This window comes from Achromobacter sp. NCFB-sbj8-Ac1-l, from assembly GCF_052695805.1.
In genome coordinates, this window is the sequence record NZ_CP199812.1 from 6,294,917 (window position 1) to 6,321,011 (window position 26,095).

Sequence of the window (26,095 nt, forward strand, 5' to 3'; positions counted from 1 at the left end):
GCCATCGGGTTGTCCGGCTCTTCTATCAACCTGCAATCAGGCCGCGGTCCGGTAGAAAACGGTGCATTTTACGACGGTTTCGCAAACCGCCCGGCGGTGAGGCCGGGCGCTGCGGGAGACGCCCCTTTCCAGAGGCGCCACCCTTCAAGACTTAGGGACGCTCCAGGCCCAGGGGCGGCCAGTTCTCGAGCTTCATGCCGAGGGTCAAGCCACGTGCAGCCAGGACTTCCTTGATCTCGTTGAGCGACTTGCGACCCAGGTTCGGGGTCTTGAGCAGCTCGTTTTCGGTACGCTGGATCAGGTCGCCGATGTAGTAGATGTTTTCGGCCTTCAGGCAGTTGGCCGAACGCACGGTCAGTTCCAGGTCGTCGACCGGACGCAGCAGGACCGGGTCGATCTGCGGCGTGCCGCGAACCGGAGCTTCGTACGAATCGCCAGCGCCTTCCAGGGCAGCGAAAACCGAGATCTGGTCCATCAGGATGCGGGCCGACTGGCGCACCGCTTCCTCGGGCGAGATCACGCCGTTGGTTTCGATGTCCAGGACCAGCTTGTCCAGGTCGGTGCGCTGTTCCACACGGGCGCTTTCAACCGCGTAGCTCACGCGGCGAACCGGGCTGAACGACGCGTCCAGCACGATGCGGCCGATGGTGTGGGTACGGTCTTCCGACAGCGCGCGCACGTTGCCCGGCACGTAGCCGCGGCCCTTTTCGACCTTGATCTGCATTTCCAGCTTGCCTGCGTCCGTCAGGTTGCAGATGGCATGGCCGGGGTTGATGATCTCGACGTCGTGCGGCAGCTCGATGTCGCTGGCCAGCACGGTGCCGGCGCCGGTCTTGCGCAGGACCAGGGTGACTTCGTCACGATTGTGCAGCTTGAAGACCACGCCCTTCAGGTTCAGCAGGATGTCGACGACATCTTCGCGAACGCCCGGGATGGTCGAGTATTCGTGCACCACGCCCGTCATCTGGACTTCGGTCGGCGCGTAGCCGGTCATCGAAGACAGCAGGATGCGGCGCAGGGCGTTGCCCAGCGTATGACCGTAGCCACGCTCGAACGGCTCCATCACGATCTTGGCATGGTGGGTGCCGACCGGTTCGACTTCAATGGAGCGCGGCTTCAGGAAACCTTGAGTGGACATGTACTGTGTTCCTTTTCAATACCCTCGGCTCGTTACACCGATAAGGCTGATGGACAGGGTGAAACATGAAACTCGGTCGGTGCAAAAAACACCGGCCGATACTTACCGCAAAGCCCGCCGCCGCCAAAAGGCGGAAAGCGGGCTGCTGCGGGACATGCAAACGGGTCGCGAGACCAGCTCGCCAGCGCCTTGCGAAGGAGGCGCCGGCAGGCGTGATTAACGCGAGTACAGTTCGACGACCATCGATTCGTTGATGTCGCGAGCGACGTCAGCGCGATCGGGGACCGACTTGAACGTACCGGTCAGCTTGGTCGTGTCGACTTCCACCCACTGGGGGATGCCGATGCTGGTGGCCAGGTCGAGCGATTCCTTGATACGGCCTTGTTTCTTGGCCTTTTCACGGATCGAGACCACGTCGCCAGCCTTGACCAGCATCGAAGCGATGTCGGCGGTATGGCCGTTCAGTTCGATGGCGCGGTGGCTCACCAGCTGGCGAGCTTCAGCGCGGGTCGAGCCGAAGCCCATGCGGTAGACGACGTTGTCCAGGCGCGATTCCAGCAGCTGGATCAGCGTTTCGCCGGTGTTGCCACGGCGACGCTCGGCTTCAGCGAAGTACTTGCGGAATTGCTTTTCCAGCACGCCGTACATGCGCTTGAGCTTTTGCTTTTCGCGCAGCTGCAGGCCGTAGTCGGAAGTGCGGGCACCCGAAGTGCGGCCGTGTTGGCCAGGCTTGGAATCCAGCTTGCACTTGGAATCCAGCGAGCGACGGGCGCTCTTCAGGAACAGGTCAGTACCCTCGCGGCGCGAGAGCTTGCATTTGGGTCCAATATAACGTGCCATGTGGATTCCCTTTAGATACGACGACGCTTCGGCGGACGGCAGCCGTTGTGCGGAACGGGCGTGATGTCGGCAATGCTCGAAATCTTGATGCCCAGCGCGTTCAGAGCGCGAACGGAGGATTCGCGGCCAGGACCGGGGCCCTTGATGCGAACTTCCAGCGTCTTGATGCCGTATTCCAGCGCAACGCGGCCAGCCGTTTCAGCAGCAACCTGCGCGGCGAACGGGGTCGACTTACGCGAACCCTTGAAGCCAGCACCGCCCGAAGTGGCCCACGACAAAGCGTTGCCCTGACGGTCGGTGATGGTGATGATGGTGTTGTTGAACGAAGCGTGAACGTGCGCGATGCCGTCCGAGACGTTCTTCTTGACCTTTTTGCGCACGCGCGAAGCGCCGCTGGTGGAAGCTTTCGCCATAATCCAGTTCCTCGATTATTTCTTCAGGGACGCAGCAGCACGACGCGGGCCCTTGCGGGTCCGGGCGTTGGTGCGAGTGCGCTGGCCGCGCACGGGCAAACCGCGCTTGTGACGCATACCGCGGTAGGTTCCCAGGTCGATCAAACGCTTGATCGAGAGCTGTACTTCACGACGCAGGTCGCCTTCAACCGTGAACAAACCAACATGTTCGCGGACGCGTTCCAATTCAGCGTCGTTCAGATCCTTGACCTTTTTGTCAAAGGGTACGTTTGCCGCTTCGCAAATCTTGCGAGCGCGCGTACGACCGATGCCAAAAATGGCGGTCAGGCCGATCTCGGCGTGCTGTTGCGGCGGGATGTTAATGCCAGCAATACGGGCCATGACTATTCCTTGAATAAATCTGTTGCGTAGTCGCTAACCCGAGTTAGCCTTGACGCTGCTTGTGACGCGGGTCGGTGCAGATAACACGCACCACGCCGTGACGTTTGATAACTTTGCAGTTGCGGCAGATCCGCTTAACCGATGCCATTACTTTCATGGTTGACTCCTAATTTTCCGTAATCCGGTTCCGCTCATTTGGAGCGGAAAACTATCCTGGCTCGCGTCAGATCATAGGGCGTGAGCTCCACTGTGACCTTGTCACCCGGCAGGATCCGGATGTAATGCATACGCATCTTGCCGGAAATATGGCCCAACACCACGTGGCCGTTTTCGAGCTTGACGCGAAATGTCGCGTTCGGGAGGTTCTCAAGAACCTCGCCTTGCATCTGAATGACGTCGTCCTTGGACATTCTTTTGCTTACCGCATCGGCAAACCCGCGCCCTTGAAGTTAGCCTTCTTGAGCAACGAGTCGTACTGGTGAGACATCATGTAGGCCTGAACCTGTGCCATGAAATCCATCGTCACCACCACAATAATCAACAGAGACGTACCACCGAAATAGAAGGGAACGTTCCAGCGCATCACCAAGAATTCCGGCAACAGGCACACCAACGTGATGTAGATGGCACCTGCGAGCGTCAGACGCATCAGGATCTTGTCGATGTAGCGCGCTGTTTGTTCACCCGGACGAATGCCCGGAACAAACGCACCACTCTTCTTCAGGTTGTCCGCCGTTTCGCGGCTGTTGAACACCAGAGCCGTGTAGAAAAAGCAGAAGAAAATAATCGCGACCGAGTACAGCGTGATGTAGAGCGGTTGACGAGGCGACAGGGCCGCAGCCAGGTCGCTAAGCCAGCGCATGTTCTCACTGCTGGAGAACCAGCTCGTGATCGTTGCCGGGAACAGGATGATCGACGACGCGAAGATCGGCGGAATCACCCCGGCCATGTTCAGCTTCAGCGGCAAGTGCGAGCTTTGACCACCGTAGACCTTGTTGCCGACCTGACGCTTGGCGTAGTTCACCGTGATCTTGCGCTGTCCGCGTTCCACGAACACCACAAAAGCGGTAACCAGCACCACCAGAGCCACGATGAACAGTGCGGAAAGCACAGACATCGCGTTGGTGCGGACCAGGTCCAACAGTGCAGCCAGCGCCGCGGGCAGACCCGCAACGATACCTGCGAAGATCAGGATGGAAATCCCGTTGCCAAGACCACGTTCCGTGATCTGTTCACCCAGCCACATGACGAACATGGTGCCAGTGACCAGGGTCACGACGGTCGTAAAGCGGAACAGCATGCCCGGATCGATCACCAGTCCCTGCTGGGACTCCAACGCTACCGAAATGCCCACAGCCTGCACCAGCGCCAGCACGACCGTGCCGTAGCGGGTGTATTGGGTAATCTTCCGACGACCGGCTTCGCCCTCTTTCTTGAGCGCTTCCAGCGACGGCACCACCACCGACATCAACTGCATGATGATGGATGCCGAAATGTACGGCATGATCCCCAGGGCAAAAATCGAGAAGCGCGAGAGCGCCCCGCCCGAGAACATGTTGAACAGGCCCAGGATCCCGCCCTGGTTCTGACGGAACAAGTCCGCCAGCGCATCCGGGTTGATACCCGGTACGGGGATGTGTGTACCCAAACGGTAAACCACCAGGGCGAGCACCAGGAACACGAGGCGGCGTTTAAGGTCGCCGTACCGTGCTCCGGTTTTGCCCAATGCCTGCGCGTTAGCCACTCGTCACCTCGTGATCAAGCAAGCGAGCCGCCCGCGGCTTCGATGGCGGCGCGAGCGCCAGCCGTCGCGGTAATGCCCTTGAGCACGACCTTGCGCGAGAGTTCACCCGACTTGATGACCTTGGCGTAACGAACCGCCTGGCCAATCACGCCAGCCGCCTTCAGCACTTGCACGTCGACTTCGTCGATGGGCAGGGCTTGCAGGTCCGACAGACGGACTTCGGCGTACAGGTGCTGACCGAGCGGGGTGAAACCACGCTTGGGCAGGCGACGCTGCAGCGGCATTTGACCGCCTTCGAAGCCAACCTTATGGAAACCGCCCGAGCGCGACTTCTGACCCTTGTGGCCACGGCCGGCGGTTTTACCCAGACCCGAACCGATACCACGGCCGACGCGGCGCTTGGCGTGCTTGCTGCCCTCAGCGGGCTTCAGCGAATTAAGTTGCATATCCGACATGGTGATTCCTTAGGCTTCCGAGACGGAAACGAGATAATCCACCTTACGGATCATCCCACGCACCTCGGGCGTATCGACCAGCACGCGGCTGCTGTTGATGCGGCCCAAGCCCAAACCGCGAACCGTGTCACGGTGCGATTGCTTGGTACCGATCACGGAGCGCACGAGGGTCACTTTGATCTGCTTCTGAGCCATGATTTACCCCAGGATTTCTTCGACGGTCTTGCCGCGCTTGGCAGCAACATCCGCCGGGGTCAGGGAGGCGCGCAGGCCATTCAACGTGGCGCGAACCATGTTGTAGGGGTTGCTCGAGCCCAGGCTCTTGGCAACCACGTTACGCACACCCATCACTTCGAAAATAGCGCGCATCGGGCCGCCGGCGATAACGCCGGTACCTTCAGCAGCGGGCGAAATCAGCACGGTAGCGGCGCCATGCTTGCCGACCACGGTGTGGTGCAGCGTGCCGTTCTTCAGGGCCACCTTGAACATGCCGCGACGGGCCTGTTCCATAGCTTTCTGAACGGACACCGGCACTTCACGCGCCTTGCCCTTGCCCATGCCGACGCGGCCATCGCCATCGCCAACCACGGTCAGCGCGGCAAAGCTCATGGTGCGACCACCCTTGACCACTTTGCTCACGCGGTTGACCGCGATCATCTTTTCGCGGAGGCCGTCATCGTTCTCTTTTTCCGCGGCGTTCTTGCCTTGTACTTTAGCCATTTGACAGATCCTCGCTTAGAACTTCAGGCCGGCTTCACGCGCGGCATCGGCCAGCGCTTTCACGCGGCCATGGTAACGAAAGCCCGAGCGATCGAAAGCGACCAGTTCGATACCGGCAGCCTTGGCCTTTTCGGCCACGCGCTTGCCAACCAGCGAAGCAGCGGCCTTGTTGCCGCCCTGACCGGTTTGGCCGGCCAGTTGCGCACGCACTTCGGCTTCCACCGTCGAGGCGCTGACCAGAACGCGATCGCCTTCCGGCGAAATGATATTGGCGTAGATGTGCTGGTTCGAGCGGAAGATCGAGAGGCGGTGAACGCGCAGCTCGTTGATCTTCCGGCGGGTCGGAACCGCACGACGCAAACGGGAAACTTTTTTGTCCATGATTCGTCCTTGCGTGCGCCGTTATTTCTTCTTGGTTTCTTTGATGACGACGCGTTCGTCCGAGTAACGCACACCCTTGCCCTTGTAGGGTTCGGGTTCGCGGTACGCGCGGATTTCAGCGGCCACCTGACCGACGACTTGCTTGTTGGAGCCCTTGATGACGATTTCCGTCTGGGTGGGGCATTCGGCCTTGATACCGGCCGGCAACTGGTGCAAAACGTCGTGCGAGAAACCGAGCTGCAGCTTAACGGCGTCGCCTTGAATCGAGGCGCGGTAACCCACGCCAACCAGATTCAGCTTGCGCTCGAATCCCTTGCTCACGCCGTTGACCATGTTGGCCACGAGCGCGCGCACGGTACCCGACATGGCGTTGGCGTGACGGGTTTCGTTGGCGGCGACAAACGTGAGTTTGCCGTTGTCCAACGCAACCGTGACGTCGCCAGTCAGGGCTTGGGTCAAGGAACCCAGCGGGCCCTTGACAGTGATCTGATCCTGCTTGATGTCAGCTTCGACACCCTTGGGCAGTTCGACCGGATACTTAGCGATACGTGACATTCGAATTTCTCCTTAGGCCACGTAGCACAGCACTTCGCCGCCGACGCCGTTGGCGCGAGCCTTACGGTCGGTCATGACGCCGCGCGAGGTCGAAACGATAGCCACGCCCAGGCCGTTCATGACCTGAGGAATGCTGGTACGGCCCTTGTAGATACGCAGACCAGGGCGCGAGACGCGTTCGATGCGCTCGATAACCGGACGGCCAGCGTAGTACTTCAGGGTGATCTCGAGCTCAGGCTTGGCCTGGGTGCCCTTGATTTCAAAGCTGTCGATGTAGCCTTCGTCTTTCAGCACAGCGGCAATAGCCGCCTTCAGCTTCGAGGAGGGCATGCTCACCGTAACTTTGTCCACTTGCTGCGCATTGCGAATGCGGGTCAGCATATCGGCGATGGGATCGCTCATGCTCATATTGTTTCTCCTACCAGCTGGCCTTGGTGATGCCGGGGATTTCGCCCTTCATCGCCATTTCACGCAGTTTGTGGCGCGTCAGGCCGAACTTGCGGAACACACCGCGCGGACGACCGGTGACCACGCAACGGTTACGTTGACGCGTCGGGTTGGCATTGCGCGGCAGCTGTTGCAGCTTGAGCCGAGCTTGGTAACGTTCTTCGTCGGTCTTCGACTGGTCGTCGATGATCGACTTCAACTCAGCGCGCTTGGCAGCGAACTTGTCAGCCAGCTTGGCGCGCTTGATGTCGCGATTGATGAGGGAAAGTTTAGCCACGTCATCAGCCCCTTAGTTACGGAACGGGAAGCTGAAGGCCGTCAACAGCGCCTTGGCTTCTTCGTCGGTCTTCGCGGTGGTGGTGATGCTGATGTTCAGCCCACGCAGCGCGTCGATCTTGTCGTACTCGATTTCGGGGAAAATGATCTGCTCTTTCACCCCGATGTTGTAGTTGCCACGGCCGTCGAACGCACGACCCGAGATACCGCGGAAGTCGCGCACGCGAGGCAGCGCAACCGCCACCAGGCGATCCAGGAATTCGTACATGCGTTGACCACGCAGCGTGACCATGCAACCAATCGGGTAGTTTTCGCGGATCTTGAAACCGGCGATAGCCTTCTTGGTCTTGGTGATGACCGGCTTTTGGCCAGCGATCTTGGTCAGGTCACCCACAGCGTGTTCGATGACCTTCTTGTCGGCGACGGCTTCCGAGACACCCATGTTCAGGGTGATCTTGGTGATGCGCGGCACTTCCATGACGCTCTTGTAGCCGAACTTGGCCTGCAGGTCGCCAGCGACCTTGCTCTTGTAGAAATCTTGCAAACGAGACATGTCTTTCGCCCCTTACGCCTTGGCGCCGACAACGGCACCATTGGAACGGAACACGCGAACCTTGCGGCCTTCGACTTCTTGCACGCCGACGCGGTCGCCACGACCGGTGGCGGGGTTGAAGAGCGCCACATTCGAGATGTGGATCGGCATGGTCTTTTCGACGATGCCACCCGGGTTGTTGGCCATCGGGTTGGCTTTCACGTGCTTCTTGACGACGTTGACGCCTTCGACCAGGACGTGGTCGGCATCAACGCGGGCCAGCACGGTACCGCGACGCTTCTTGTCGCGGCCGGTCAGGACGATGACTTCGTCGCCTTTACGAATGTTGTTCATCGTAGGGCTCCTTACAGCACTTCCGGGGCCAGCGACACGATCTTCATGAACTTCTCGGTACGCAGTTCACGCGTAACGGGTCCGAAGATGCGGGTGCCGATGGGCTCCAGCTTGGCGTTGAGCAACACGGCGGCATTGCCACCGAAACGAATCAGCGAACCGTCTTTACGGCGCACGCCCTTGGCGGTACGAACCACCACGGCATTGTAAATTTCGCCTTTCTTGACGCGTCCGCGCGGAGCCGCATCTTTGACGCTCACCTTGATGATGTCGCCGATACCGGCATAACGGCGCTTGGAGCCACCGAGCACCTTAATGCACATGACATGACGCGCACCAGTGTTATCGGCCACGTCCAGCGTGGTCTGCATTTGGATCATGATTTTTCCTGTTCCAACTTAACTGGAAATACGGTTTTCCCCAAAAAAGGGAACACTGCAATTCCTGCCAGTTTTGGTCCCGTCAGGTCAGCCGCCCTGCTTTATTGTTGGCTGGTGCTTCAAGCTTTCGCTTCAAAGACCATCAACTGGTGGCAACGCAACGACCCTGGGTTGAAATCCTGCGGGTATTCCCCCAACACGTTGGCCCGGGCTAGTCCTGGCCAATCGACAATCTGGGAAAGCTGACCATTCTAGCCTGGTTAGATTTTGAGCGCAAGCCCTTTGTTGAGATAGTGAGCAAATACGCGACAGCGCCTGTGGAAAACTCGACACGAGCGGCGGTCCCGGGACATTTGCCAGGCCAGTGACACGGGGCGATCAATCTGCCCCCGTTTTGTCGCGATAGTAATTCCGCTCCCAGGCATCGTGGTTGGCCTTGCCGCGACGGATTTCGTCGGTGAACGGCGCGGCCATCAGCACCAGCCGGTTGAGCCACCTGATGGGCGCCCGGCAGGGGCGCTCGAAGTCGACGAACAGCACGGCCCGAGTGCCGGCCGTGTCGTTGTGCACCTGGTGGGGGTACAGATCGTCGAACACCACGGCCTCGCCTTCCCGCCAGCAATAGCGCTCGCCTCCCACCTCGATCCAGCAACGCTCGGCCGGCTCGGGCACCACCAGCCCCAGGTGCAGGCGCAGCACGCCGTTATAGGGGCCGGTATGCAAGGGGATGCGCTTGCCGGGTTCCAGAATGGAATAGAACGCGGTGCGCAGGCCCGGGATGCCCTGCAGCGCCCGGGCGGTGGCCGGGCACCGCGCCAGGTTGCGCTCGGAGCGCAGTCCGTAGCCCATGAAAACGAAGGTCTTCCACTGGTCGTCGGACGTGATCATGCCCACATCAGGGGACAGTTCATGAAAGGACGGCAGTTGCTGGCGCTCGGCCAACAGGGCCACCAGTTCGGCACGGATGGCGGGTGCCTGGGCCTCGAGCGCGGCCACCCACGGGAACTGGCTGTTCTTGAAGATGGGATGGTCACCCACCAGGGACGCCAGCGCGATCCGATGGCGCAGCCAATCGATGAAACGGAAGAAAACGCGGGAATAGACACTGGGCTGGCCGGGCGGACGCGTATCGACGGGTTGCACAATGGATTTATATAGACAGCCAAAGATGCACCATTTTGTCGACCGCGCCCGTCGCATGCAAGCGCCGTCCATTGGCTCCTAGGCGGCCGCCGGAATTGGACCTCCCCGCGGCCGGCAAGCTGGTTTAGACTGGCATGGGCGACCGCGATCGCTACCCACTCCTATTTCGCAAGGAAAGACAGGCATGTATGAACAGTTGGCGCTGTATATCGACGGCGAATTCGTTGCCGGCGAGGGCAGGCGCACCCAGGACGTCATCAACCCGGCCACGCTGGAAGTGCTCGGCCAGCTGCCCCACGCCACCGAAGCGGATCTGGATCGCGCGCTAGCCGCCGCCCAGCGCGCGTTCGAATCCTGGAAGAAATCTTCTCCCATGGACCGTTCCGCCATCCTGCGCAAGGTCGCCACGCTGTCGCGCGAACGCGCCAAGGAAATCGGCCGCAACATGACGCTGGACCAGGGCAAGCCCCTGGCCGAAGCGGTCGGCGAAGTCACTTCCTGCGCCGAGCACGCCGACTGGCACGCCGAGGAATGTCGCCGCATCTACGGCCGCGTGATTCAGCCGCGCAACCCCGATGTGCGCCAGATCGTCGTGCGCGAACCCATTGGCGTCTGCGCCGCGTTCACGCCCTGGAACTTCCCGTACAACCAGGCCATCCGCAAGATCGCCGCCGCACTCGGCGCCGGTTGCACGGTGGTGCTGAAGGGTCCTGAAGACTCGCCCAGCGCCGTCATGGCCATCGCCCGCATGTTCCACGATGCCGGCCTGCCCAAGGGCTGCCTGAACATCGTCTGGGGCGAACCCGCCAAGATTTCCGACTACCTGATCCGTTCGCCCATCGTGCGCAAGGTCTCGTTCACCGGTTCCGTGCCGGTGGGCAAGCAGCTGGCCGCGTTGGCCGGCGCACACATGAAGCGAGTCACCATGGAGCTGGGCGGCCATTCGCCCGTGCTGGTGTTCGATGACGCCGACATCGACCGCGCCGCCACCATGCTGGCCAAGTTCAAGGTCCGCAACGCTGGCCAGGTCTGCGTGTCGCCCACCCGCTTCTACGTACAGAACGGCGCCTACGAACAGTTCCTGGCGCGCTTTACCGACGTGCTCAAGAACATCAAGGTCGGCGACGGCCTGGAAGCCGGCACCGACATGGGTCCGCTGGCCCACGAGCGCCGCGTCCCCGCCATGAGCGCCTTCATCGACGACGCCAAGAAACACGGCGGCAAGGTGGTGGTGGGCGGTGGCCCCCTGGACCGCAAGGGCTTCTTCTTCGCCCCCACGGTCGTGACCGACCTGCCCGACAACTCCATGCTGATGACCGAAGAACCTTTCGGTCCGGTCGCGCCGGTGGTTCGCTTCACCGACACCGATGAAGTGCTGGCGCGCGCCAACAGCCTGCCGTTCGGGCTGTCTTCCTATGTGTTCACCAACTCGCTGCAGACCGCCACCAAGGTCTCCAACGGCCTGGAAGCCGGCATGGTCAACATCAACCATTTCGGCAGCGCCCTGGCCGAGACGCCGTTCGGCGGCATCAAGGACAGCGGCATCGGCAGCGAAGGCGGCCTCGAAACGTTCGATGGCTACCTGGTCACGAAGTTCATCACGCACATCTGACCCAAGCGCCCTCTCGCAAAAAGCCCCGCAAGGGGCTTTTTTTTCGCCTGCCGGTGCAGACGTTCGTGGACAGCTTTGGCGCCATTCTTTCATCACGCTGTCATCCTGAACCCCCAGGATTGCGCCTCGCTCGCGGGCGCGACTTCCCAGGAACGGGGAAATAGTCGCCTGAAGAAGAACTTGTTCCGAAAAGAGAAAGAAGCACCATGAACCGATATCAACGTTTCGCCCGCTGCGCGGGCGCGGTGGCGCTGACGGCCTTGCTTGCCGCCTGCGGTGGCGACAAGGACGACGACAACGGCAACGCGCCTCCGGTAGCCGAAACGCCAGCAACGCCGCCACCCGCCCCTGTGCAGGTGGCCTTCATGCCGGACATCCACTTCCATGACATCTATGCGGATTTCAAGGACGGGTCATTCCCCGGCATCCCCAACCCGAAGCGCGGCGACAACGCCACCATCCGCACGATGTATGCGCAGCTGACGTCGACGCGGCTGTTCAACGAAAACTACTTTGCGTTCCTGGCGGCACTGGATGACGCGGCCAGGCGCGGCGTGAAGTACATCGCCCTGCCCGGCGACTTCTCGGACGACGGCCAGCCGGTGCACATGCGCGGCCTGGTCAAGATAATGGACGAGTACGCAGGCAAGTACGGCATCCAGTTCTTCGCCGCCCCCGGCAACCACGATCCGGTACGGCCCTTCAACCAGGCCAACGGCAAGAGCGACTACCTGGGCCTGGACCCGGCCACCGGCGCCATCGGCTTCTCGCAGCCCATCTATAGCCGCGGCGGCAACGCCGCCTGCAGCACACCCTATGCCGGCGACTGGGCTCGCGTGGGCAACACCTACTGCACCGAAGAAGTGCTGCACATGGGGTATGCGGGCATTACCGACGCCCTGGCCCAGCACGGCTTCATGCCCAAGCCGCAGTATGTGTATTACGAAACCCCGTACAGCACCTACAAGTACGAGGACTACAACTACAACACCGCGCTGTCGCAAGCCGGCTGGATCAATCGCCAGTACGAAATCTGCGCCCAGGGCACGGGCGGCCCCAACAAGCCGTCGAACTATACCCTGTGCAAGATGGTGCCGGACACGTCCTACGTGGTCGAACCCGTCAAGGGCGTGTGGCTGGTGGGCCTGGACGCCAACGTCTACGTGCCGACGGGTACCGGCCCGAATGACTTCACCGGTTCGGGCGACCAGGGCTACAACAAGATGCTCACGCACAAGTCCCACGTGATCAAGTGGCTGGCCGATGTGGTGGCCCGCGGCAAGGCGCAGGGCAAGCAGGTGATCGCGTTCAGCCATTTCCCGATGACGGAATTCTTCAACGGCGCCTCGGACGACATCGAAGCGCTGCTGGGCGCCAACAAGATGCAGATGGTGCGCCGCCCGGCGGAAAACACCACCCGCGCGCTGGCCGAGACCGGCCTGAAGCTCCACGTGGGCGGCCACATGCATTTCAATGACATGGCGGTGCGCACGTATGGCGGCGACACGGCGCTGTTCAACATCCAGGCTCCGTCCATGGCCGCCTACGTGCCGGCCTACAAGATCATGACGCTGCAAAGCGCCACCGAGGTCGAGGTCAAGACGATCCGCCTGGACAAGGTACCGCGCTTCGACGAGCTGTTCGACCTGTACCGCGCCGAGAACGCGTATGACGTACCGCCGCGCTGGAACGTGTCCATCCTGGACGCCAAGGACTATGGCGACTTCAACTATCGCTACATGAGCGAACTGGTGCGCCTGCGCCTGCTCAACGACGACTGGCGCTGCGAAATGCGCGAGCTGGTCAAGAGCCCCCTGACAGGCGCCGACATGCTGGTGCTGTCGCAGCTGCGTACCACGGTGACGCTGGCGGAACTGAAGAACACCGGTGACCAGAACAAGCTGACGCCCGAGTTCTTCAACTGCCTGTACACCGCCGGCGGCCCCAATGCCAGCAACCCTGCGTATGCCGCAGACCTTGCCGACGCCCAGAACCGCGCACAGGCGCTGGCCCTAGCGCATGGCATGCAGTTGACGGACTTCGCGAAGTGGCAGGCGCTGGACCTGGCGGGCGATTTCGTGCGCCTGGCCAACGCCGGCGACCTGGCCTATGCCGACATTCCGGCCCAACGCGCCAGCCAGTACAAGCTGCTGGCGCAGGCGCTGAGCCAGACCAACGCCGGCCTGCAGCTCAACGGAGACCGCGTCAGTGATGCGAACACCCTGGCGGACATGTTCAAGGCCCGCTTCAAGCCGCTGATGGCGATCATGTTGAAGCTGGCCGACGGCCTGCCGTCCGAGCACATCCTCGTTGATCTGAAGAGCAATACCGTCGTCAACCTCTCGACCCAGCCCTCGCCCTTCTGACGCGGTGTCCGACCCGACGCCGGATACGACAAGGCCCGCGCAAGCGGGCCTTTTTTCGCTGTCGTACCACTGCGATCTAGCCGCGCGAGCGCCACTCGCGCGGCGACATGCCGAATCGCTGCTTGAACAGGCGGCTGAAGTGCGAGGGATGCGCGAAGCCGGCCTGGTAGGCCAATTCGGCGATACCGCGGTGACGTTGTGCGGGATTCAGCAGCAATTCCCGGCAGCGCTCCAGGCGTTGGTCGAACACGAAGCTTTCCACGGACAGGTCACCGGCCTGGAAGACGCGGTGCAGATAGGCCACCGACAAGCCACAGCCCTGCGCGACCTGCAGAGGCGTCAGCGCCGGATCGGCGAGATGCTGGCGGATATAGGCCATGGCCCGTTGCCGGTGCGCCATGGTGACGCTGCTGTCTGAAGCCGACGCATGGCCCTGTCCTGGCTGCACGACGAACAGCACGATCAGGTCGATCAGCCGTTCGCCCAGTTCCGCCGCTTCGGCCGCCGTCCAACCGTCCAGGCCCTTGAACAGGTGGTCCATGTAGCTGGCCAGCATCGCCCCCCGTGGCGATCCGTCATCGACGCGCAGCTTGTAGAACGGACCGATGCGGGAATCGCGTTGCGACAGTGCGCTGCGCGGAAACGACACGCTCAGGCTGCGGTAGCCGTCGACGCCCAAGGCAGTGGCCTGGTAGGGCAGACTCTGGTTCATCAGGTAGACGCAACCCGGCTCGACCTGGAATTCGCGGCCCTGCTGCTGAACCGCCAGCGGGCCTGCCAACGGCAGGCCGAACGTGTAGAACTCCTGGTCCAGCCGGGACACGTTGCCGGCAGTGCGCTCGATCTTCTGTCCCTGATAGTGCAGGTCGTTGAACTGCAGGCTGGCCCGCCGCACGTAGCGCACATGACCGGCGAAACGGCCGCCCTGGCCATGATGCACCTCGAACGGCCCGAAGGCATCGGACAAGGCCGCGCGCCATTGGTCGCGGCGCTCGGCGCCGGCAATGGCCGAAATGGCAAATTCCGTATCGGGCATGGCGCTGTCTCCTGGTTCGCGGGGTCGGGCTGGTCGCTCGTGATCCTGCGTCTACATATTCTTGACTCACCCTGCCACAGGTGGTCTGGCGCATTGTGGCCGCGCTCGGCGCAAGTCTATATTCAGCCCGATAAGCATACAACCTGGACAACCCGGGAGGAGACTCATGGCCAACGCGTCCATCCAGGCCGTCCGCCACGCACCGGCTTCACGCTATCTGCGCTGCGAGGGCCGCGAGCTGCACTACACCGAGTGGGGTGACCCCGGCGCCCCCGCGCTCATCATGTGGCATGGCCTGGCCAGGACCGGTCGCGATTTCGACGAACTGGCGCAGGCGCTGGCCGATGACTATCGCATCATCTGCCCCGACACGATCGGTCGCGGCCTGTCTCAATGGAGTCCGGATCCGGTCGCGGAGTACCAGCTCGGGTTCTACGCCAGATTGGCCCGGGCCCTGCTCGACGGGCTGGCGCTGACACGGGTGCGCTGGGTCGGCACGTCGATGGGTGGCGCCACCGGCATGCTCGCCGCCGCCACCACGCTCAAAGGTCGCGTCTCGCACCTGGTGGTCAACGATATCGGCCCCACGCTGCCGCAACCGGCCATCGCACGCATCCTGGCGTATGCCGGCAATCCGCCTGCCTTCGACACGGTAACGGAACTCGAGACCTGGCTGCGCGCCGCCTACAAGCCCTACGGCTGGCAAAGCGACGAACAATGGCGCCGCATGGCAGAAACGTCGGTGCGCCGCTTGTCCGACGGCCGCGTCACCGCCCACTACGATCCGGCCATCGTCGGCCAGTTCAGCCATCACCCCACCGACTACGAGCGCTGGACCGAATACGACAGCCTGGACATACCACTGCTGCTGCTGCGCGGCGCCGATTCCGACCTGCTGCTGCCCGAGGTCGCGCATGCCATGACCGAACGCGGTCCACGCGCCCAACGCATCGACTTCCCCGACTGCGGCCATGCCCCTGCGCTGAACGTCGCGCCGCAGATCGACGCCGTCCGCCGCTTTCTTGCCACCTCAGGCGCCGTTGCCGCCGCCGGCAATCCGTAGAACAAGGAGACTTCCATGAAACGCTTATTGCTTGCCACGCTGGTTGGCCTGTGCATGAGTTCCGCCGCCGCGGCCAAGGATTTCGTCGTGGCGCATGTCTACGACAAGACCGGCCCGCTGGAGGCCTATGCCAAGCAGACCCACAACGGCCTGATGCTGGGCCTGGAATATGCCACCCAGGGCAGCATGACGGTGGCCGGCCGCAAGATTCGCGTCATCGAAAAAGACAACCAAGGCAAGCCGGACGTCGCACGCGCCCAGCTCGCGTCCGCCTATGCCGACGACAACGCCGACATCGCCGTGGGCCCCACATCGTCCGGCGTTGCACTGGCGATGCTGCCCATCGCCGAGGAATACGAGAAGATCCTGCTGGTGGAGCCCGCCGTTGCCGATTCGATCACGGGCGACAAGTGGAACAAGTACATCTTCCGCACGGGCCGCAATTCCTCGCAGGACGCCATCGCCAACGCCGTCGCCTTCGACCAGGCTGGCACGTCCATCGCGATGCTGGCACAGGACTACGCGTTCGGCCGCGACGGCGTCAAGGCCTTCAAGGGCGCGCTCAAGCAGGCCAAGATCGTGCACGAGGAATACCTGCCGGCCAATGCCACCGACTTCACGGCGGGTGCCCAGCGCCTGTTCGACGCGCTCAAGGACAAGCCCGGCCGCAAGATCATCTTCATCCTGTGGGCAGGCGCCGGCAATCCGTTCAAGATCGCCGACCTGGACCCCAAGCGCTTCGGCATTGAAATCGCCACAGGCGGCAACACGCTCGCCGCCATGACGCCGCTCAAGCCGCTGGCCGGCATGGAAGGCGCCACCTATTACTACTACGGCATTCCGAAGAACCCGATCAACGACTGGCTGGTGGCCGAACATCAGAAGCGCTATGGCCAGCCCCCGGACTTCTTCACTGCCGGCGGCATGTCGGCCGGTATCGCGTTGGTGGCCGCGCTGAACAAGACCGCCGGCAATTCCGACACGGACACGCTGATCAAAGCCATGGAGGGCATGAGCTTCGACACGCCCAAGGGCAAGATGATCTTCCGTCCCGAAGACCACCAGGCCATGCAGTCGATGTACCACTTCCGCATCAAGAACGACCCCTCGGTGCCGTGGGCCGTGCAGGACCTGGTCAAGGAAATCACGCCCGACCAGATGGCCGTGCCGATCCAGAACAAACGCTGAGCCCTGTCTTCCATGCTGGAAACCCAATCGCTCACGATCCGCTTTGGCGGTCACGTGGCCGTCAACGCCGTGAGCTGCCGCTTCACGCCCGGCAGCCTGACGGCCATCGTCGGCCCCAACGGCGCGGGCAAGACCACCTACTTCAACCTGATCTCCGGGCAACTGCGTGCCAGCGCGGGTTCCGTACATCTGAACGGCCGCGACCTGACCGGCCTGTCGGCGCCGGCCCGCATGCACGCCGGCCTGGGTCGCGCGTTTCAACTCACGCAATTGTTTCCGCGCCTGTCCGTGCACGAGAACGTGCGGCTGGCGCTGCAATCGCGCCAGCAAGGCCTGGGCTGGCGCCAGATCCGACTCTGGCGCACCTGGGACGACGACCGCAATCTGCTGACACGCGCCGACGCCTTGCTGGAGCGCACGCGGCTCACCGCACGCCGCGACCAGCTGGCCGCCGACTTGCCGCATGGCGATCAACGCAAGCTCGAGATCGCCATGCTGATCGCGCTTGAACCCCAAGTATTCATGTTCGACGAACCCACCGCCGGCATGAGCGTGGACGACGTACCCGTCGTGCTGCACCTGATCCGCGAGATCAAGCAGGACCCGACCAAGACGATCCTGCTGGTAGAGCACAAGATGGACGTCGTGCGCGAACTGGCCGATCGCATCGTGGTGCTGCACAACGGCCAGTTGATGGCCGACGGCGAACCCGCCGAGGTGATCGCTTCGCCCATCGTGCAACAGGCCTACCTGGGCGTCAGCCCTTCGACAGCCCCTTCCGTAAGGACGCCCCAGTGACCCAGGCCCCGCTGCTGGAACTGAACGACGTGCACACGCATATCGGCGCGTACCACATCCTGCACGGCGTGGACCTGGCCGTGCCACCCGCGGCGGTCACCATGCTGCTGGGCCGCAACGGCGCCGGCAAGACCACCACGCTGCGCACCATCATGGGCCTGTGGAAGGCCACGCAGGGCCGCATCGCCTTCGACGGCACGCCGGCTGGCGGCCCGGGCGTACGCACCTCGCCCCCCGACATGGCGCGCCTGGGCATCGCCTATGTGCCCGAGAACATGGGCATCTTTGCCGACCTGTCGGTCAAGGAGAACATCCTGCTGGCGGCCCGCCAGGCGCCTAACGCCACTCAACTCGACACCGCCCGACTGGAATGGATCTTCGGCTTCTTTCCGGCGCTCAGGAAATTCTGGCTGCACCCCGCCGGCAAGCTGTCGGGCGGCCAGAAGCAGATGCTGGCCGTGGCTCGCGCCATCATCGAGCCACGTCGCCTGCTGCTGGTGGACGAACCCAGCAAGGGCCTGGCGCCCGCCATCATCCAGAACATGATCGACGCCTTCATCGAACTCAAGCAGGCCTGCACCACCATCTTGCTGGTGGAGCAGAATTTCAATTTCGCCCGCCAAGTGGGCGATCACGTCGCGGTCATGGACAACGGTCGCGTCGTGCACGCTGGCAGCATGACGCAGCTGGCGCAAGACGAGGCGCTGCAGACCCGCCTGCTGGGCCTGTCCCTGGGAGCCCACCAATGACCGCTGCCGATATCGACGCCCCGCTGCCGCGCACGCGTGCCGACCTGCGCCCCGTGCTGCTGGTCCTGGCACTGGCCGCCATCGCCCTGCCCCTCATCGGCTCGTTCTCGACCTGGATCACACTGACCTTCGCCGGCCTGGCGATGGGCATGATCATCTTCATCGTGGCCTCGGGCATGACGCTAGTGTTCGGCCTGATGGACGTACTGAACTTCGGCCATGGCCTGTTCATCGCGATCGGCGCCTACATGGCCGCCACGGTGCTGGGTTCGATGGCCGACTGGACCCAGTCCGGCAGCCTGTGGCTGAACCTTGCCGCCGTACTGCCCGCCTTGATCGTGGGCATGCTGGTGGCTGGTGCCGTAGGCATCGCGTTCGAACGTGTGATTGTGCGCCCCGTCTATGGCCAGCATCTGAAGCAGATCCTCATCACCATGGGCGGCATGATCATCGGCGAAGAGATCATCAAGATGCTGTGGGGCCCGCAGACGCTGTCGCTGCCATTGCCTGACGCGCTGCGAGGCGCGGTGCTGGTCGGCGATGCCGCCATCGAGAAATTCCGCATCGTCGCGCTGGTGGTCGGCCTGGGCGTGCTGGGCGGCATGCTCTGGCTGCTCAACCGCACCAAGCTGGGCCTCTTGATCCGTGCGGGCGTCGAAGACCGCGAAATGGTCGAGAGCCTGGGTTACCGCATCCGCCACTTGTTCGTCGGCGTCTTCGTGGCCGGTTCCATGCTGGCCGGCCTGGGCGGCGTGCTGTGGGGCCTTTACCAGCAATCCATCGTGCCGCAGCTGGGTGCCCAGGTGAATGTACTGATCTTCATCGTCATCATGATCGGCGGGCTGGGATCCACCGTCGGCTGCCTGATCGGCGCTTTGCTGGTGGGCCTGATGGCCAACTACACCGGCTTCCTGATGCCCAAGGCCGCGCTGTTTTCGAATATCGCCCTGATGGTCGCCATATTGCTGTGGCGCCCGCAAGGCGTGTATCCGGTCACGAACCGCTAGGAGCCGCCGCCATGTCCTTCCGACTGCTCTCCGGCGATCCGCCGCGCAGCACCTTGCTCGCGGTCATGCTGGTCGCCATCGTCGTGGTCCTGGCCGCGGCACCTTTCCTGTTTCCGGGCCCCAAGGCGCTGGCCGTGGCGGCCAAGATCCTGGTGTTCATCGTTCTGGTCGCCAGCTATGACCTGCTGCTGGGCTACACAGGCATCGTCAGCTTCGCCCACACCATGTTCTTCGGCATCGGCGCCTATGGCGTGGCCATTGCCAGCGTGCGGCTGGACGCCAGCTGGCTGTCCGTCCTGGCCGGCGTGGGTGCGGGGCTCGCGGTATCGCTGGTGTTTGCGCTGATCATCGGCCTGGCCAGCCTGCGGGTGCGGGCCATCTTCTACGCCATGATCACGCTGGCCGTCGCCGCTGCGTTCCAGACCTTGGTGTCGCAGCTGTCAGACCTGACCGGCGGCGAAGACGGCCTGAACTTCAAAGTGCCGCAGATGCTGCGTCCGGCCTACCGTCCCCTGTCGGAGCCGCTGTTCGGTGTCACGATCGACGGCCGCATCATCACCTACTACCTGATCGCCGCCGTGTGCGTGGTGCTGTTCCTGATGCTGCTGCGCATCGTCAACTCCCCGTTCGGCCGCGTGCTGCAGGCGATCCGCGAGAATCCCTTCCGCGCCGAAGCGATCGGATACCGCACCGTGCTTTATCGCAGCCTGTCCAACCTGCTGGCTGCGGCCTTCGCGACCCTGGCGGGCGCCCTCTATGCACTTTGGCTGCGCTACAACGGTCCGGACACATCGCTCTCGTTCGAGATCATGTTGAACATTCTGCTGATGGTAGTGATCGGCGGCATGGGCACGATGTACGGCGCGATCATCGGCGCCAGCCTGTTCGTGTTCGCCCAAAGCTACCTGCAGGATGGACTGCACGTGATCCACGACGCCGTCGCGGGCGTCGCGCCGCTGGCGCTGCTGTTCGAACCAGACCGCTGGCTGCTGTGGCTGGGCATCCTGTTCGTGCTGTCGGTGTATTACTTTCCCACGGGCGTTGCAGGGCGGTTACGGGAACTGGCCCGGCGTACGTAGCGAACACACAGGCCTGCCTGGCTACACGGCGAAGGCGGCCTGAACATGCGCAAGGCGCGTTCAGGCACCCTCTACCCGTGACTACTTCACGCGGCTGCGCAGATCATCCACGCTGCGCTTGAGATCGTCGATACGTCGCTGCATGTCATCGACCTTGCGATCGCCGGAGTTACCCGCGCTGCTCAACTGCGACACACTGCGCGACAACTTGTCGAGCTCGCTCTTCTGGTTATCCACAGCACGGGACAGTTTGTCGATATCGCCTTTCTGATTGTCACTGCTGCGCCCGCCGTCGCCTTGCTTGCGTTCCAGGTTCGCGATTTTCTGGGCCTGCTCGTCCACCTTGCGGTTCAAGGCGTCGTTCTTGCCACGCAGTTCGTCCAAGGCCTTGCCCTGGTCGGCCACCTGCTGCATCAATTTCTCCAGGGCCCGCACCTCGATGCCTGCCCGTACCCGGCTATCGCTGCCCACGACCATCAGGCTGTCATCGTAGGGCCTGGGAAACGATTGGTCCTTCAACACGACCTGGGCGGAAGCGGCAAACGCCGCCATGCTCGCACCCGCCAATACAGCCGCCTGCATCCAACCACGTGTGCCTGCTGCGATACGCATATGCCCATCTCCTGAGGGATTGCCTGCTAGAGGGTGAACTACCCTGCCTGCCCGGCATTTATATCAGGGACAGCATGCCTGTCGGGCGAGTCTGGACCCCGTCCAGGCATCGTTCGGTTTCAATCGGTTCCGCGATACGAATCCCGATGACCCAGGCAGCACGGGGATCGACTCGACGGCTTCAGCGTGCGCCTTGCGCCGAGGTATCCACGCCACGCCGCAGATCATTGACACGCTTTTGCATCTGGTCGATGCTGCGCTGCGCCTCGCCGCCCAGTTTCGAGCCGGACGGGGTCGGCGCCAAAGGCGCCATATTCATGGGTGCATCCGTCGGCTTGCTCAACGGGATGGTGGCCGCAGCCGATGGATTCGCTGCGGCCGGCTTCTGGGTCAACAGCCGCTCCAGCATCCGCAATTGATCCTGCTGCGTCTGCACCGCGCGCTCCTGATTCAGCACGGCCTGCTCGTCTTCGTCCTGGGTGCCGAAGATGGCGGCGTGATCGCGCGACAGGCCATCGAGCTGGACGCGAGGATCGGGGCCCGCGTTCAGCACGTTCCTGCCGACGGTAGCCGGATCCGCGGCGCCCGCGATCGGCGCCAACGCCAATCCGCCCACGATCAACAGCACCCGCCCAGCCCTCTTCATCAAACCGCGCATGATGCCCTTGGATATCCGTAAACGAAAAAAAACGGCAAGGGGATAAGCCCTTGCCGTTTTATATCAGAACGGCGAACCGTTCCGATGACCTGCTTTTACTTAGATGATACGTGCGGCTTCAACCAGACGCACCACACGCCACGACTTCGAGCGCGAGATGGGACGGCCTTCAGCGATTTCAACCGTATCGCCTTCGTTGTACTGGTTCGATTCGTCGTGCGCCTTGTACTTCGCGGAGCGCATGATGATCTTGCCAAAGATGGGGTGCTTGACGCGGCGCTCAACCAGAACGACGACAGTCTTGTCCATCTTGTTGCTGACGACCTTGCCGACCAGCGTACGCTGGCGCTTGGCCACTTGGGTGTTTTGAGTTTCGCTCATCTTTATTTCCCTGCCTTCTCGGTCAGCAAGGTACGCACGCGCGCGATGTCGCGGCGCACGTTACGCAGCTGGCTGGTGTTGGCAAGCTGCTGCGTGGCCTTCTGCATACGCAGACCGAATTGCGCCTTCAGCAGGCTTTCGAGCTCTTTGCCGAGCTCGGCGGCGTCTTTCGAACGGAGTTCGCTGGCTTTCATGTCTTAGTACTCCTTAAGCACCGATATGACGCGCGACGAACGTGGTCGAAATCGGCAACTTGGCAGCGGCCAGGCGGAAAGCTTCACGCGCGAGCTCTTCGCTAACCCCTTCCATTTCGTAGAGCACCTTGCCGGGCTGAATTTCAGCAACCCAGTACTCCGGGTTGCCCTTACCGTTACCCATACGGACTTCGGCAGGCTTTTGCGAGATCGGCTTGTCCGGGAAAATGCGAATCCAGATACGGCCGCCACGCTTGATGTGACGATTGATGGCACGACGAGCAGCTTCGATCTGACGGGCGGTCAGACGGCCACGGCCGGTGGCCTTCAGACCGAATTCGCCGAACGACACGTGGGTACCACGGGTCGCCAGACCGGTGTTGCGGCCCTTCTGCTCTTTGCGATACTTTCTGCGAGAGGGTTGCAGCATGGTTATTCTCCTTCAGGCGCCGGAGCAGCGTCCGCCTTGCGGGGACCACGGCCACGACCACCCGGACGACCGGTGCGAGCACCGTCCGGACGATCACCACGCGGAGCGCGGCGCGGACGACGTTCTTCTTCACGCGGGGCAGCGGTTTCCGGCGGCAATTCGCCGTTGGCCAGCATGTCGCCCTTGTAGACCCAGACCTTGATGCCGATCACGCCATACGTGGTGTGGGCTTCGGAGGTGCCGTAGTCGATGTTGGCCTTGAGGGTGTGCAGCGGCACACGGCCTTCGCGATACCACTCGGTGCGGGCGATTTCGATACCGTTCAGACGGCCCGAGCTCATGATCTTGATGCCTTGGGCACCCAGACGCATCGCGTTCTGCATGGCGCGCTTCATGGCGCGGCGGAACATGATGCGCTTCTCGAGCTGTTGCGAGATCGAGTCGGCGATCAGTTGAGCATCGGTTTCCGGCTTGCGGATTTCTTCGATGTTGACGTGCACGGGCACGCCCATCAGACGCTGCAGATCAGCCTTCAGGCTTTCGATGTCTTCGCCGCGCTTGCCGATCACCACGCCCGGACGAGCCGAGTAGACGGTGATGCGGGCATTCTTGGCGGGACGCTCGATGATCACGCGACCGACGGAGGCGCTCTTGAGCTTCTTCTTCAGGTACTCGCGAACGCGAATGTCTTCGGCCAGCATGGCGCCGAAGGCCTTGTCGTCGGCGAACCAACGCGAGGACCAATTACGGGTGACCGCGAGACGGAACCCAGTGGGGTGAATTTTCTGACCCATCGTGACTCCTTAAGCTCCGACCTTGACCGTGATGTGGCAGGTCTGCTTCTCGATACGGTTGCCGCGGCCCTTGGCGCGAGCGGAGAAGCGCTTCATCGACTGAGCCTTGTCCACGAAGATCGTGGTGACTTTCAGTTCGTCGATATCGGCGCCGTCGTTGTGCTCGGCGTTGGCGATGGCGGACTCGACAGCCTTCTTCAGGATGACGGCAGCCTTCTTCGGCGAGAAGGTGAGGATCTCGAGCGCACGGCCGACCTTCTGGCCGCGGATCAGATCCGCAACCAGACGCGTCTTTTGAGCGGAGATGTGAACCCCACGGATAATGGCAGTAGTTTCCATCGCTTACCTCTTCGCCTTCTTGTCCGCGGCGTGACCCTTGAACGTACGGGTCAGCGCGAACTCGCCCAGCTTGTGACCGACCATGTTCTCGTTGATGTAAACGGGAACATGCTGCTTGCCGTTGTGCACAGCGATCGTCAGACCGATGAACTCGGGCAGGATCGTCGAGCGACGCGACCAGGTCTTGATCGGCTTCTTGTCTTTGCCCGCGACGGCCGTGTCCACCTTTTTGATCAGGTGAGCATCGACAAACGGGCCTTTCTTGATCGAACGTGACATAGTGTTCGCCTCTTACTTGCGCTTGCGCCGTTGGACGATCATATTGTTCGTCCGCTTGTTGCGACGGGTCTTGAAACCCTTCGCCGGAGTGCCCCACGGGCTGACCGGTTCGCGTGCTTCACCGGTACGGCCTTCGCCGCCACCGTGCGGGTGATCGACCGGGTTCATGGCCACGCCACGAACCGTCGGGCGGACACCGCGCCAACGCATTGCACCGGCCTTGCCGATTTGGCGCAGGCTGTGTTCTTCGTTACCGACTTCACCGATGGTGGCGCGGCATTCGATGTGCACACGGCGGACTTCACCCGAGCGCAGACGCACCTGAGCGTAGATGCCTTCGCGAGCCAGCAGGACGGCGGAAGCGCCGGCCGAACGGACCATCTGGGCACCCTTGCCGGGCAGCATTTCGACGCAGTGAATCGTCGTACCCACCGGGATGTTGCGGATCGGCAGCGTGTTGCCAGCGCGGATCGGGGCTTCGACGCCCGACAGCAGCGTAGCGCCCACTTCCAGACCACGCGGAGCGATGATGTAACGACGCTCGCCGTCGGCGTAGCACAGCAGAGCGATGTGCGCCGTACGGTTGGGGTCATATTCCAGACGCTCGACCTTCGCCGGGATGCCGTCCTTGTCGCGACGGAAGTCGACGACACGGTAGTGTTGCTTGTGACCGCCGCCACGGTGGCGGATCGTGATGTGACCGTTGTTGTTACGGCCAGAACCACGGGTCTTCTTTTCCAGCAGCGGCGCGTAGGGCTCACCCTTGTGCAGGTTGGGACTGACAACCTTCACCATGCCACGGCGGCCGGCCGAAGTCGGCTTAACTTTTACGAGGGCCATTTACTTCACCTCCGCAAAGTCGATTTCCTGGCCGTCCTTGAGCGACACGTAAGCCTTGCGCTCATTGCGGCGGCGGCCAACGAATCGGCCAAAGCGCTTGACTTTGCCCTTACGGTTGAGGACCTGCACGGACTCGACCTGCACCTTGAAGAGCAGTTCGACGGCAGCCTTGATTTCCGGCTTGGTAGCGTCAGCCACGACACGGAAAGCGACTTGCTGATTCTTCTCAGCGACGAACGTGGCCTTTTCGGTCACGATCGGAGCCAGAATGACTTGCATCAAGCGTTCAGCGTTCATCCCAGCATCTCCTCGAGTTGAGCGATGGCCGGCTTGGTGATCAGCACTTTCTTGTAGTGGACCAGCGACAACGGATCGGCATAACGGGGCTCGACAACAGCAACGTGCGGCAGGTTGCGGGTGGCGAGGTAAACATTCTCATCAACGCTGTCGGTGATGATCAGGACCGAGTCCAGGCCCAGGCTCTTCAGCTTTGCAGCGGCAGCCTTGGTCTTGGGCGATTCCAGATCGAACGATTCGACGACGGCGATGCGGTCTTCGCGAGCCAGTTGCGACAGGATCGAACGGATCCCGGCACGGTACATCTTCTTGTTGACCTTCTGGCTGAAGTTCTCTTCCGGCGAGTTCGGGAAAATCCGACCACCGCCACGCCACAGCGGCGACGAAGTCATACCGGCGCGAGCGCGGCCGGTACCCTTCTGGCGCCAGGGCTTCTTGGTCGAGTGCTTGACTTCCGAGCGATCCTTCTGAGCGCGGTTGCCGGCACGGGCATTGGCTTGGAAAGCCACCACGATCTGATGAATCAGCGCTTCGTTGAAGTCACGGCCGAAGATCGTGTCGGGCGCGCTGAAAGTCGCGGCCTGACCTTGGTCGTTCAGGAGCTTGAGATCCAT

The 26,095-nt window shown here is 62.3% G+C and carries 38 protein-coding genes; 8 read left to right on the top strand and 30 right to left on the bottom strand.

Going from position 1 to position 26,095, the window contains the following annotated elements:
- Positions 1-151: 151 nt before the first annotated feature.
- From ACUDP5_RS28875 to ACUDP5_RS28960, 18 genes are all read right to left on the bottom strand, one after another.
- Positions 152-1,138: a DNA-directed RNA polymerase subunit alpha gene (locus ACUDP5_RS28875; RefSeq protein WP_006216514.1), complete on the bottom strand. Its 987-nt coding sequence runs from the start codon at positions 1,136-1,138 to the stop codon at positions 152-154.
- A 216-nt stretch (positions 1,139-1,354) separates the two neighbouring features.
- Positions 1,355-1,978 (bottom strand): 30S ribosomal protein S4, encoded by a 624-nt coding sequence (rpsD, locus tag ACUDP5_RS28880; protein WP_263913058.1) that lies wholly within the window; start codon positions 1,976-1,978, stop codon positions 1,355-1,357.
- 11 nt (positions 1,979-1,989) lie between these two features.
- On the bottom strand, positions 1,990-2,391 hold the full coding sequence (gene rpsK / locus ACUDP5_RS28885; protein WP_006216516.1) for a 30S ribosomal protein S11: 402 nt from the start codon (positions 2,389-2,391) through the stop codon (positions 1,990-1,992).
- Positions 2,392-2,406: 15 nt separating this feature from the next.
- Complete coding sequence (gene rpsM, locus ACUDP5_RS28890; RefSeq protein WP_006216517.1) at positions 2,407-2,772, bottom strand: 30S ribosomal protein S13; 366 nt, start codon at positions 2,770-2,772, stop codon at positions 2,407-2,409.
- Between the two features lie 43 nt (positions 2,773-2,815).
- The gene (rpmJ, locus tag ACUDP5_RS28895) at positions 2,816-2,929 is read right to left on the bottom strand and encodes a 50S ribosomal protein L36 (RefSeq protein WP_003806928.1); all 114 of its coding nucleotides are present in this window, start codon (positions 2,927-2,929) and stop codon (positions 2,816-2,818) included.
- 34 nt (positions 2,930-2,963) lie between these two features.
- Positions 2,964-3,182 carry a translation initiation factor IF-1 gene (gene infA, locus ACUDP5_RS28900; protein WP_003806927.1) on the bottom strand — a complete coding sequence of 73 codons (219 nt, stop codon included), beginning with the start codon at positions 3,180-3,182 and terminating at the stop codon, positions 2,964-2,966.
- A gap of 8 nt (positions 3,183-3,190) precedes the next feature.
- A complete protein-coding gene (gene secY / locus ACUDP5_RS28905; RefSeq protein WP_025136326.1) occupies positions 3,191-4,516 on the bottom strand; it encodes a preprotein translocase subunit SecY in 1,326 nt (441 codons plus the stop codon).
- Positions 4,517-4,530: 14 nt separating this feature from the next.
- Positions 4,531-4,971: a 50S ribosomal protein L15 gene (gene rplO / locus ACUDP5_RS28910; RefSeq protein ID WP_043541568.1), complete on the bottom strand. Its 441-nt coding sequence runs from the start codon at positions 4,969-4,971 to the stop codon at positions 4,531-4,533.
- A gap of 9 nt (positions 4,972-4,980) precedes the next feature.
- Complete coding sequence (rpmD, locus tag ACUDP5_RS28915) at positions 4,981-5,166, bottom strand: 50S ribosomal protein L30 (protein ID WP_006216520.1); 186 nt, start codon at positions 5,164-5,166, stop codon at positions 4,981-4,983.
- A 3-nt stretch (positions 5,167-5,169) separates the two neighbouring features.
- On the bottom strand, positions 5,170-5,691 hold the full coding sequence (gene rpsE, locus ACUDP5_RS28920; protein ID WP_006389628.1) for a 30S ribosomal protein S5: 522 nt from the start codon (positions 5,689-5,691) through the stop codon (positions 5,170-5,172).
- Between the two features lie 15 nt (positions 5,692-5,706).
- The gene (gene rplR / locus ACUDP5_RS28925; protein WP_013397004.1) at positions 5,707-6,072 is read right to left on the bottom strand and encodes a 50S ribosomal protein L18; all 366 of its coding nucleotides are present in this window, start codon (positions 6,070-6,072) and stop codon (positions 5,707-5,709) included.
- A 21-nt stretch (positions 6,073-6,093) separates the two neighbouring features.
- Positions 6,094-6,627: a 50S ribosomal protein L6 gene (gene rplF / locus ACUDP5_RS28930; protein ID WP_025136329.1), complete on the bottom strand. Its 534-nt coding sequence runs from the start codon at positions 6,625-6,627 to the stop codon at positions 6,094-6,096.
- Between the two features lie 12 nt (positions 6,628-6,639).
- Positions 6,640-7,035, bottom strand: coding sequence for a 30S ribosomal protein S8 (rpsH, locus tag ACUDP5_RS28935; protein ID WP_006216525.1), 396 nt, complete (start codon positions 7,033-7,035; stop codon positions 6,640-6,642).
- A gap of 10 nt (positions 7,036-7,045) precedes the next feature.
- A complete protein-coding gene (rpsN, locus tag ACUDP5_RS28940; protein ID WP_006227037.1) occupies positions 7,046-7,351 on the bottom strand; it encodes a 30S ribosomal protein S14 in 306 nt (101 codons plus the stop codon).
- A gap of 12 nt (positions 7,352-7,363) precedes the next feature.
- Complete coding sequence (gene rplE, locus ACUDP5_RS28945; RefSeq protein WP_263913059.1) at positions 7,364-7,903, bottom strand: 50S ribosomal protein L5; 540 nt, start codon at positions 7,901-7,903, stop codon at positions 7,364-7,366.
- A gap of 12 nt (positions 7,904-7,915) precedes the next feature.
- On the bottom strand, positions 7,916-8,236 hold the full coding sequence (rplX, locus tag ACUDP5_RS28950; protein ID WP_006389623.1) for a 50S ribosomal protein L24: 321 nt from the start codon (positions 8,234-8,236) through the stop codon (positions 7,916-7,918).
- 11 nt (positions 8,237-8,247) lie between these two features.
- Positions 8,248-8,616, bottom strand: a complete 369-nt coding sequence (gene rplN, locus ACUDP5_RS28955) for a 50S ribosomal protein L14 (RefSeq protein WP_006216531.1) — start codon at positions 8,614-8,616, stop codon at positions 8,248-8,250.
- Between the two features lie 378 nt (positions 8,617-8,994).
- Positions 8,995-9,759 carry an aspartyl/asparaginyl beta-hydroxylase domain-containing protein gene (locus tag ACUDP5_RS28960; RefSeq protein WP_263913060.1) on the bottom strand — a complete coding sequence of 255 codons (765 nt, stop codon included), beginning with the start codon at positions 9,757-9,759 and terminating at the stop codon, positions 8,995-8,997.
- Positions 9,760-9,943: 184 nt separating this feature from the next.
- On the opposite strand from ACUDP5_RS28960, the gene ACUDP5_RS28965 reads away from it, so the two are divergent.
- Both ACUDP5_RS28965 and ACUDP5_RS28970 read left to right on the top strand, forming a co-directional pair.
- Positions 9,944-11,371, top strand: a complete 1,428-nt coding sequence (locus ACUDP5_RS28965) for an NAD-dependent succinate-semialdehyde dehydrogenase (RefSeq protein ID WP_025136332.1) — start codon at positions 9,944-9,946, stop codon at positions 11,369-11,371.
- A 206-nt stretch (positions 11,372-11,577) separates the two neighbouring features.
- Positions 11,578-13,737, top strand: a complete 2,160-nt coding sequence (locus ACUDP5_RS28970; RefSeq protein ID WP_445657858.1) for a metallophosphoesterase — start codon at positions 11,578-11,580, stop codon at positions 13,735-13,737.
- Positions 13,738-13,813: 76 nt separating this feature from the next.
- On the opposite strand, the gene ACUDP5_RS28975 is transcribed toward ACUDP5_RS28970, so the two are convergent.
- Complete coding sequence (locus ACUDP5_RS28975; protein ID WP_263913062.1) at positions 13,814-14,773, bottom strand: AraC-like ligand-binding domain-containing protein; 960 nt, start codon at positions 14,771-14,773, stop codon at positions 13,814-13,816.
- A gap of 166 nt (positions 14,774-14,939) precedes the next feature.
- Here ACUDP5_RS28975 and ACUDP5_RS28980 point away from each other — a divergent pair, with 166 nt between their 5' ends.
- Genes ACUDP5_RS28980 through ACUDP5_RS29005 form a run of 6 tightly spaced genes read left to right on the top strand, consistent with a single transcriptional unit; the run spans position 14,940 to position 20,657 of the window.
- Entirely contained in the window at positions 14,940-15,836 is an 897-nt protein-coding gene (locus ACUDP5_RS28980; protein ID WP_263913063.1) for an alpha/beta hydrolase, read from the top strand.
- 15 nt (positions 15,837-15,851) lie between these two features.
- On the top strand, positions 15,852-17,024 hold the full coding sequence (locus ACUDP5_RS28985; RefSeq protein WP_263913064.1) for a substrate-binding domain-containing protein: 1,173 nt from the start codon (positions 15,852-15,854) through the stop codon (positions 17,022-17,024).
- A gap of 12 nt (positions 17,025-17,036) precedes the next feature.
- Positions 17,037-17,822, top strand: coding sequence for an ABC transporter ATP-binding protein (locus ACUDP5_RS28990; protein WP_445657859.1), 786 nt, complete (start codon positions 17,037-17,039; stop codon positions 17,820-17,822).
- Positions 17,819-18,571: an ABC transporter ATP-binding protein gene (locus ACUDP5_RS28995; protein ID WP_263913066.1), complete on the top strand. Its 753-nt coding sequence runs from the start codon at positions 17,819-17,821 to the stop codon at positions 18,569-18,571. Before ACUDP5_RS28990 ends, ACUDP5_RS28995 begins: the two co-directional genes overlap by 4 nt.
- Positions 18,568-19,578 (top strand): branched-chain amino acid ABC transporter permease, encoded by a 1,011-nt coding sequence (locus ACUDP5_RS29000; protein ID WP_263913067.1) that lies wholly within the window; start codon positions 18,568-18,570, stop codon positions 19,576-19,578. The genes ACUDP5_RS28995 and ACUDP5_RS29000 overlap by 4 nt, the downstream gene beginning before the upstream one ends.
- A gap of 11 nt (positions 19,579-19,589) precedes the next feature.
- Positions 19,590-20,657 carry a branched-chain amino acid ABC transporter permease gene (locus ACUDP5_RS29005; protein WP_445657860.1) on the top strand — a complete coding sequence of 356 codons (1,068 nt, stop codon included), beginning with the start codon at positions 19,590-19,592 and terminating at the stop codon, positions 20,655-20,657.
- 81 nt (positions 20,658-20,738) lie between these two features.
- Here ACUDP5_RS29005 and ACUDP5_RS29010 read toward each other — a convergent pair whose 3' ends face one another.
- From ACUDP5_RS29010 to rplD, 11 genes are all read right to left on the bottom strand, one after another.
- Positions 20,739-21,269 (bottom strand): hypothetical protein, encoded by a 531-nt coding sequence (locus ACUDP5_RS29010; RefSeq protein ID WP_175217022.1) that lies wholly within the window; start codon positions 21,267-21,269, stop codon positions 20,739-20,741.
- Between the two features lie 181 nt (positions 21,270-21,450).
- Positions 21,451-21,915: a hypothetical protein gene (locus ACUDP5_RS29015; RefSeq protein ID WP_445657861.1), complete on the bottom strand. Its 465-nt coding sequence runs from the start codon at positions 21,913-21,915 to the stop codon at positions 21,451-21,453.
- Between the two features lie 111 nt (positions 21,916-22,026).
- The gene (gene rpsQ / locus ACUDP5_RS29020) at positions 22,027-22,308 is read right to left on the bottom strand and encodes a 30S ribosomal protein S17 (protein WP_006216549.1); all 282 of its coding nucleotides are present in this window, start codon (positions 22,306-22,308) and stop codon (positions 22,027-22,029) included.
- A gap of 2 nt (positions 22,309-22,310) precedes the next feature.
- On the bottom strand, positions 22,311-22,502 hold the full coding sequence (gene rpmC / locus ACUDP5_RS29025; RefSeq protein ID WP_003806912.1) for a 50S ribosomal protein L29: 192 nt from the start codon (positions 22,500-22,502) through the stop codon (positions 22,311-22,313).
- 13 nt (positions 22,503-22,515) lie between these two features.
- Positions 22,516-22,932, bottom strand: a complete 417-nt coding sequence (gene rplP, locus ACUDP5_RS29030; RefSeq protein WP_006389610.1) for a 50S ribosomal protein L16 — start codon at positions 22,930-22,932, stop codon at positions 22,516-22,518.
- Between the two features lie 2 nt (positions 22,933-22,934).
- Positions 22,935-23,726, bottom strand: coding sequence for a 30S ribosomal protein S3 (rpsC, locus tag ACUDP5_RS29035; RefSeq protein ID WP_025136343.1), 792 nt, complete (start codon positions 23,724-23,726; stop codon positions 22,935-22,937).
- Between the two features lie 9 nt (positions 23,727-23,735).
- The gene (gene rplV, locus ACUDP5_RS29040) at positions 23,736-24,065 is read right to left on the bottom strand and encodes a 50S ribosomal protein L22 (RefSeq protein WP_006227021.1); all 330 of its coding nucleotides are present in this window, start codon (positions 24,063-24,065) and stop codon (positions 23,736-23,738) included.
- 3 nt (positions 24,066-24,068) lie between these two features.
- Positions 24,069-24,344: a 30S ribosomal protein S19 gene (gene rpsS, locus ACUDP5_RS29045; RefSeq protein ID WP_006216555.1), complete on the bottom strand. Its 276-nt coding sequence runs from the start codon at positions 24,342-24,344 to the stop codon at positions 24,069-24,071.
- A 12-nt stretch (positions 24,345-24,356) separates the two neighbouring features.
- A complete protein-coding gene (rplB, locus tag ACUDP5_RS29050) occupies positions 24,357-25,184 on the bottom strand; it encodes a 50S ribosomal protein L2 (RefSeq protein ID WP_025136344.1) in 828 nt (275 codons plus the stop codon).
- Positions 25,185-25,481, bottom strand: coding sequence for a 50S ribosomal protein L23 (rplW, locus tag ACUDP5_RS29055; RefSeq protein ID WP_006216557.1), 297 nt, complete (start codon positions 25,479-25,481; stop codon positions 25,185-25,187).
- The gene (gene rplD, locus ACUDP5_RS29060) at positions 25,478-26,095 is read right to left on the bottom strand and encodes a 50S ribosomal protein L4 (RefSeq protein WP_175192356.1); all 618 of its coding nucleotides are present in this window, start codon (positions 26,093-26,095) and stop codon (positions 25,478-25,480) included. The genes rplW and rplD overlap by 4 nt, the downstream gene beginning before the upstream one ends.